Source organism: Bacillus sp. ISL-57 (assembly GCF_018613135.1).
GTDB lineage: Bacteria > Bacillota > Bacilli > Bacillales > DSM-1321 > Peribacillus > Peribacillus frigoritolerans.
In genome coordinates, this window is record NZ_JAGGQV010000008.1 from 118046 (window position 1) to 125514 (window position 7469).

General features: G+C 44.2%; 8 protein-coding genes. All 8 read right to left on the reverse strand.

Annotated elements, in window-relative coordinates; translation table 11 throughout:
* Positions 1–2 precede the first annotated feature (2 nt).
* Positions 3–1526: an NADH-quinone oxidoreductase subunit M gene (locus J7I90_RS13690; protein ID WP_214772343.1), complete on the reverse strand. Its 1524-nt coding sequence runs from the start codon at positions 1524–1526 to the stop codon at positions 3–5.
* Positions 1523–3394 carry an NADH-quinone oxidoreductase subunit L gene (nuoL, locus tag J7I90_RS13695; protein WP_214772345.1) on the reverse strand — a complete coding sequence of 624 codons (1872 nt, stop codon included), beginning with the start codon at positions 3392–3394 and terminating at the stop codon, positions 1523–1525. The genes J7I90_RS13690 and nuoL overlap by 4 nt, the downstream gene beginning before the upstream one ends.
* Before the next feature lie 34 nt (positions 3395–3428).
* Positions 3429–3743 carry an NADH-quinone oxidoreductase subunit NuoK gene (gene nuoK / locus J7I90_RS13700; protein WP_214772347.1) on the reverse strand — a complete coding sequence of 105 codons (315 nt, stop codon included), beginning with the start codon at positions 3741–3743 and terminating at the stop codon, positions 3429–3431.
* Positions 3740–4258 carry an NADH-quinone oxidoreductase subunit J gene (locus J7I90_RS13705; protein WP_214772349.1) on the reverse strand — a complete coding sequence of 173 codons (519 nt, stop codon included), beginning with the start codon at positions 4256–4258 and terminating at the stop codon, positions 3740–3742. Before J7I90_RS13705 ends, nuoK begins: the two co-directional genes overlap by 4 nt.
* Positions 4255–4674, reverse strand: a complete 420-nt coding sequence (gene nuoI, locus J7I90_RS13710; RefSeq protein ID WP_048685828.1) for an NADH-quinone oxidoreductase subunit NuoI — start codon at positions 4672–4674, stop codon at positions 4255–4257. Before nuoI ends, J7I90_RS13705 begins: the two co-directional genes overlap by 4 nt.
* A gap of 33 nt (positions 4675–4707) precedes the next feature.
* A complete protein-coding gene (gene nuoH, locus J7I90_RS13715; protein ID WP_048685830.1) occupies positions 4708–5715 on the reverse strand; it encodes an NADH-quinone oxidoreductase subunit NuoH in 1008 nt (335 codons plus the stop codon).
* Positions 5716–6813: an NADH-quinone oxidoreductase subunit D gene (locus J7I90_RS13720; RefSeq protein WP_034315793.1), complete on the reverse strand. Its 1098-nt coding sequence runs from the start codon at positions 6811–6813 to the stop codon at positions 5716–5718.
* Positions 6814–6818: 5 nt separating this feature from the next.
* The coding region (locus tag J7I90_RS13725; RefSeq protein ID WP_214772351.1) for an NADH-quinone oxidoreductase subunit C at positions 6819–7469 on the reverse strand (651 nt) is incomplete at its 5' end.

Below are 7469 nucleotides of genomic sequence, written 5' to 3' on the forward strand. Positions count from 1 at the left end.
CTTCATCGCCCCCCTAGAGCAAGCATCATGGCTTCAATCGTTCCTTGAAGAGGCCCGCCTAACAAATTTGGGTATACCCCAACAGATATTATCAAACCGAGAAGAACCAACGTCGGCAAAAACTCCCAGCCCCTTAGGTCCCATTTCTCTTTTTCTATCAAGCTATCATTTTTCCCGAAAGTCATAAGCATGACCGCCCTCAGTACATAAACAGCGGTTAATACCAGCCCGATCGCTCCTATTGCCGCAAGCAACGGCTGACTCTTGAATAAGCCAAGAAATACCATGAATTCACTGATGAAACCGGACATGCCAGGCAAACCGAGTGAAGCCATCCCGCAAGCTAACATAAACCCTGAAAAAATCGGCATCGACTTGGCCAGCCCTCCAAGCTTAGGAAGCATCGTGGTTCCTGTACGCTCATACAACGCTCCCACCAAGAAAAACAACAAAGCAGCAATTAGCCCGTGTGAGATGACTTGAAAAATAGCTCCCTGAATGCCCGCTTCATTCAAGGCTCCCAGCCCCATCATGACGATACCCATATGCGAGATTGATGAGTAGGCTAAAACGAGCTTGAAATCCGTTTGTACCAATGCCAGAAAAGCACCATATAAAAAACTGAGGACCCCAAATAGGACTATGGTAAAAGCCAAGCTTTTATATTGTTCAGGAAACATCCCCATTCCAAACCGGATGATTCCGTACGCCCCAATTTTCAATAAGACACCCGCATGTATCATGACTATGGATGGAGGTGCTTCTGCATGGACCCGCACCATCCAGCTATGAAAGGGAAAGACCGGCAGCTTTATCGCAAATGCCACGAGAAATGCAAGACATAAACCATATTTCATCGAACCGGATATGGGTGCAAAAAGCGAAACGCCGCCCATTGTCATCATCTGTGTCAATGCTGCAATGTTGGTCGTACCTGTCCTGGCAAACAAAATCAAAATGGCCACCAATAAAACAGCCGAACCAATGCCATTATAGATCAGGAAACTATAAGAAGCTTTCTCCCTCTCCAGAAAGCCCCATCTGCCAATCAAAAAGAAAGCAGGAATCAAAGTCATTTCGAAAAAGATGAAAAAAAGGATCAAATTTTCTGCCGTGAAGACACCGAGCATTCCAATCTCCAGGATCAAAAATAATAAATAATACCCTTTCCATTCTTTTTTTATATAAATGGATGCGATTGCAGCCAGTGATGAAATGATTGTTGTCAGTAATATGAAGATGAGACTTAAGCCATCCAGGCCCAACTCAAAATCAACCGTGAAGAGCTTGGGATCATACATCTCCAAATTTCCAAACCTGATCCAATTCAACTTAATGTCAAATATGGATAGGGCCACACCCGAATAATATTGGCTGCAAAGAAAGAATGATAGGAAAAGGGGAGGCAGTGTTCCGAAAAAACCAAATTGTTTAATCGTCCTTTCCTCTTTTTTCGGCATGAGGGCAACCATCACGATGCCCAGCAGCGGTGAAAACACTAAAAGCGAGAGCAAATAGACATTCATCTTAGATACCCCCCAGTTACTGCAAAAATCACCAACAGTACCGCAAGTCCCAGAAAGGCTATCATGCCATATTGCTGTACCTGTCCCGTTTGCAGTTTAGACCCTATTTTCCCCAATCCTTCTATTGAACTTGTTACAGTGGAAACAAGTCCACCGACAATGAACCTTTCAATATAAGATAGGAATATACTAAAGCCTTTGATTGCATAGCCTGCAGTAAAATGATAAATCTCATCAATGTAATACTTATTTTCCAAAATCCTATATACCTCGGAGTTTTCTTTGACAAGCCATTCCCGAGATACCTTCTTTTTAACGTATATCATATAAGCAAGGTAAATCCCGGCCAGCGACACAAGCACGGCCATCAACATTATCCAAACGGGCCCCTCACTATGGCTGGCGCCTAGAAGAGCTTCATTTCCCTCCACAAGCCACTCCCCAAGAAAAGTTCCAAACCACGGTGTTTGGATATACCCACCGATTATAGCAAGCAAAGCCAATGTGAGCATGGGAATTAGCATGATGAAAGGTGATTCCTTGACCTGTTCTGCCTGACTGCGTGAATCGCCTGCAAACATCATGAAAAACAGCCGGAACATATAAAACGCAGTTAAAAAGGAGGTAACCACCGCTAGACCAAACAATATATAACTACCATTCTCCCAAGCTGCCATTAGAATTTCGTCTTTACTGAAAAAGCCCGAGAGCAACGGAAACCCCGATATCGCCAACGTGCCAATCAAGAACAGCGGACCGGTCCAATTCAACTTGCGCCATAAGCCGCCCATTTTTTCCATATCCTGTGTATGTATAGCGTGAATAACACTGCCTGCTGCCAAAAACAGCAATGCTTTAAAAAAGGCATGGGTCATTAAATGAAAAACCCCGGCCACATATCCCGAAGTACCCAAAGCAAGCATCATAAAACCAAGCTGAGAGATGGTCGAATAGGCCAATACACGCTTAACATCCTTTTGCACTATGGCAATGCTTGCGGCAAATATGGCTGTAATCCCACCCGTTATGGCCACTACCTGCATCGCAGCAGAACTAGCCATGAATAAAGGAAACATGGCCGCCACCAGGTATACCCCTGCAGCAACCATGGTCGCTGCGTGTATCAATGCGGAAACCGGAGTCGGGCCTTCCATTGCATCCGGAAGCCATGTGTGAAGTGGAAATTGTCCAGACTTCCCAACCGCACCGATAAAAATCAAAATAGCGATTAATGTGAGTTTTTCACTTGATATCATGCCCGACTGAACGGCCTGAAAGATCTCGCCATATTCAAAGCTGCCTGTTTCCCAGAATAGGAGAATGATGCCGATTAATAACCCTACATCCCCAATCCTGGTCATGATGAATGCCTTCTTCGCCGCAGCCTTAGCTTCCAGTTTATAAAAGTAAAAACCAATGAGCAGAAAAGACCCCACCCCGACCAATTCCCAGAAGATATAAAGCTGTAATAAATTGGGTGCCATGACTAGTCCAAGCATGGCAAAGGTGAAGAAGCCCAGATAAGCATAAAAAATGGAGAATCGCACTTCACCCTTCATATACCCCTTCGAATATATCTGGACAAGCAGGCTGACAAGGGAAACGACCACAAGCATCAAGGCATTGAGCTGATTGATTTCGAATCCAGCTGAAAGTTGCGTCCCTCCGAAGGAAAGCCAATCTATCGATATATTATAAGTAGGTTCTTTAAATCGCTCGATCAGGACAAGCAACGATAAAACGAACGAAGCCACTGTACATATTATTCCTATAAAAGCCCCTCGTTCCCGCAGCCGCCCGCCTGATAGAAGCAGAACCAGAAACGTGACGAGTGGAAAGATCGGTATGAGCCATGCGTGCTCCATCATCGTATCAAATCCCCTTCTTCAATTATATAAACCTTCAATTCTTCATCATTTCCATTTCATCGACATTGACCGTCTTCCTATTGCGATAAAAGGATATTAGTATGGCCAGCCCTACAGCTGCCTCAGCTGCAGCAATCGTAATCGTGAATAAGGAAAAAACTTGACCCGTAATGGATGGCGTTACCCCGAATTTACTGAAGGCCACTAAATTGATATTTGCAGCGTTCAGCATCAGCTCGATTGAAATCAAAACAATGACCGCATTTCTTTTCGTCAAGGCACCATACAGCCCTATACAAAATAAAACGAGAGCCAATACAAGATAAGCCGACAAAGGAACTCCCGTCATGATCGATCTCCCTCCTCATCATCTTTTTTAGCCAATACGATGGCACCGACTAAAGCAACAAGCAGGAGTACCGACATCACTTCAAATGGAATGACATATTTTGAAAAAAGTTCGATACCTATTTGCTTTGTATTTTCCTCATGCAAGGCCGTTGGCTGTACAGGTATATCCAGATTATAAATCCCAAGATAGACCGCTACGGCAAATCCAGCAATCGCTACAAGCAAGGAGAAATTCCCCCAGCCCCCTTTAGCGGGTGCATCATTTTCTTGGTGTTTTGTCAGCATAATCCCGAATAGCATCACGATCGTAATGGCCCCTGAATAAATAAGGATTTGGACAATGGCGACAAACTCGGCCGAAAGAAACATATAAATGCCTGCAATGCCCAAGAAAGTAAAAACGAGTGCGATAACCATGTGCACCACTTTTGTTAAGGTAATCAACAGCACCCCGCCTACTATCGCGACGAGTGCCAAACCAATGAAGGCAATTAATTCACCTGACAAACTCATACTTTATTCACCTTCCGGATATTTTCATCATTTTCATCCAGCCACTCCAGATTTTTAAAAAGATGATCACGGCTATACTCGGCCAGCTCGAATTGATTCGTCATAACGATCGCTTCTGTAGGGCAGACCTCCGTACATAAATCACATAAAATGCAAATCTCGAAATTGATGTCATACGTATCGATGATTTTCCCTTTTTTCGACGGGTCCGGATGTTTCTTACCTGTTAATTGAATACAATCCGTTGGACAAATCGTCACGCATTGATTGCATACGATACACTTTTCAGGATAGAATTTTTGGATTCCGCGAAATCGGTCAGGGAGCGGAAGCGGCTCATTCGGGTAGTCATAGGTCACTTTTTTCCTCGTCAAGTTCTTTAATGTATAGGTTAAACCTTTTGCTAAACCAAGCATATAAATCCCTCGCTTTCCGACCAGCTTACGTTTCTAAAAAAGGTTAAGCAATTCTTTTATTAGTGCCGTCAAAAATATATTTGCCAATGCAACCGGAAGCAGCACTTTCCATCCGAATTCCATCAATTGATCAGCCCTTATACGAGGAAAGGTTACACGGATCCAGACCAATATATAGAATACGGCACTGAACTTCAGACCGAACCAGATGGCTGCCGGAATAAAATCCAAAAACGGAATAGAATTCCATCCCCCTAAAAATAATACAGTGGTTAGCGTTGCCATTGCAAACATATACACATATTCGGATAACATAAAGAAGGCCCAGCGAAATCCAGAGTATTCAACATGATAGCCTGCAACAAGTTCGGATTCCGCTTCCGGAAGGTCAAAAGGAACCCTGTTCAACTCGGCAACCGATGCAATGAAAAACACGATGAACGCAACCGGCTGAAGAAAAATGAACCAAACCTTTTCCTGGGCTGCAACTATATCATTCAAGTTTAAACTGCCTGTTATGAGGACTATGCCCACTAGCGACATCACCAAAGGAATCTCATAAGATATCATTTGAGCGGCTGCCCTCATTCCGCCAATCAAAGAATACTTATTATTGGATGCCCAACCTGCTGTGACGATGCCGATGGTCGATATGCCGGAAATCGCCATATAATAAAGCAGCCCGACACCTATATCAGCAAATTGGAAGGCATCGGTGAACGGCAAAGTGGCAAGGACCATGAAAGCGGGAGCAAACGCAATTACCGGAGCTAAGATATATAACGGCTTATCAGCTTTCTTGGGTATCGTATCTTCCTTGATCAGAAGTTTCAAAACATCAGCAACGGTCTGTAAAAGGCCCCATTTCCCTCCAATTTGGTTTGGGCCGACACGCATCTGCATGAATCCCATGATTTTACGTTCTGAAAGGATTCCATAGGTTACAAACCCTAATACGACAAACAGGAGCAGGACTGCCAAACCGAAAAAAATGCCGAAATTCAGTAGGCTTGGGGCGGAGTGGAGAAGATCCTTGATCATTTATCCATCCACCTCCCCTAACACGATATCGATTGCACCTAAAATCGTTATCAAGTTCGCCATATTTTCCCCCTCCAATAATTTCGGAAGAATTTGCAGATTATAAAACGAAGGTCTGCGGAATTTCAAGCGGTATGGCTCCTTTTTCCCTTCACTAGCGATATAACAGCCTATTTCCCCTCTTGGTGATTCAATTCGGACAAATGCCTCACCCTTAGGAACCTTTATTATTTTAGGGACCTTAGCAAGGACCGGCCCTTCTGGAAATTGCTCAACCGCCTGCTCGATGATTTTCAGTGACTCTTCGATTTCTTCCATTCTACAATGATAGCGTGAAAAGGCATCCCCCTCTTCCCTTGTAGGAACATCGAATGTGAACCTATCATAAATGGAATATGGTTCATTTTTTCGTAAATCCCACTTCACACCTGTACACCTTAAGTTGGCACCGCTAAGCGAATACTGCAAGGCTTCTTCCTTCGAATAGATGCCCACCCCTTTAACCCGATTAACAAAGATTTCATTCCCTGTCACAAGCTCATGGTAACCGGCAAGCTGCTCCCTCATATAAGGGACAAACTCGGCAACCTTCGCAATCCAGTCTTCAGGAGCATCCCATTTCACACCTCCGACACGCATATAATTGAATGTTAGGCGTGCCCCTGACAATTCAGTCAATAAATTAACGATCATTTCACGTTCTCGGAATGCGTAAAGGAAAGGACTCGTCGCACCTATATCCAGCAAGTATGTACCCCACCAGACGAGGTGGCTTGCAACTCTGCCCAATTCCATTGCGATGACCCGCAAATATTCTGCCCTTTCAGGGATCTCCACCCCCATCATCGTCTCAACAGCATGGCAAAGCACATAATTATTTGTCATTGCCGCCAGATAATCGAGCCGGTCAGTATAGGGGATTATTTGTGTATATTGCAGATTTTCCGCTAGTTTTTCCGTACCTCGATGCAGATACCCGATGACAGGTGTAGCCTCTTTGATAATCTCACCGTCAATCTTGATGACAAGCCGAAAAACACCATGTGTACTCGGATGCTGCGGCCCGACATTGAGAAGCATTTCTTCCGTCCTTAACATAGGGCTTACACCTCCACATCATAAGGCTCATAGTCTTTTCTAAGGGGATACCCTTTCCAATCTTCCCCAAGTAAAATCCGCTTTAAATCAGGGTGTTCATAAAAGTTAATGCCTAATAAATCATATGCCTCACATTCTGGCCAATTTGCACCTGACCATAATGGGACCAATGATGGGATAACGGGAGTATCCCTATCAAGCTTCACTTTCAAGGCAACCGATTGGTTCATTTTGAATGAGTGTAAATGTACATAGATTTCCATATGGGATTCAAAATCCGTACCATGAAGTTCCGATAAATACGAAAAGTCAAGCTGTTCATCATACCGCAGAAATTTAGCTATTGAGAAATATGTATCCGGATTAGCCACTAAAGTGGGTACATCTTTTGATAGTCTATTAATATAGTTCTCTAATAATGCCCCTTGTCCTACATGGCTTTCAATAGCAGAAACAATTTGATCGAGTTTCGACTGATTTGGGGAAATTTCGCTAGGGGTGTCAGCTTCCTCGCTTTCCTGTACAGCAGTCCTGTTCCTCGCAGCAGCAGCCGCTTTCGCTTTAGCAGCGGCTGCTGCCTTTGCCTTGGCTGCTGCCGCCGCCTTTTGCTTCGCTGCATCGATTTCGCCTTCCGGCTTTTCTGCCGCTTCTTCTTT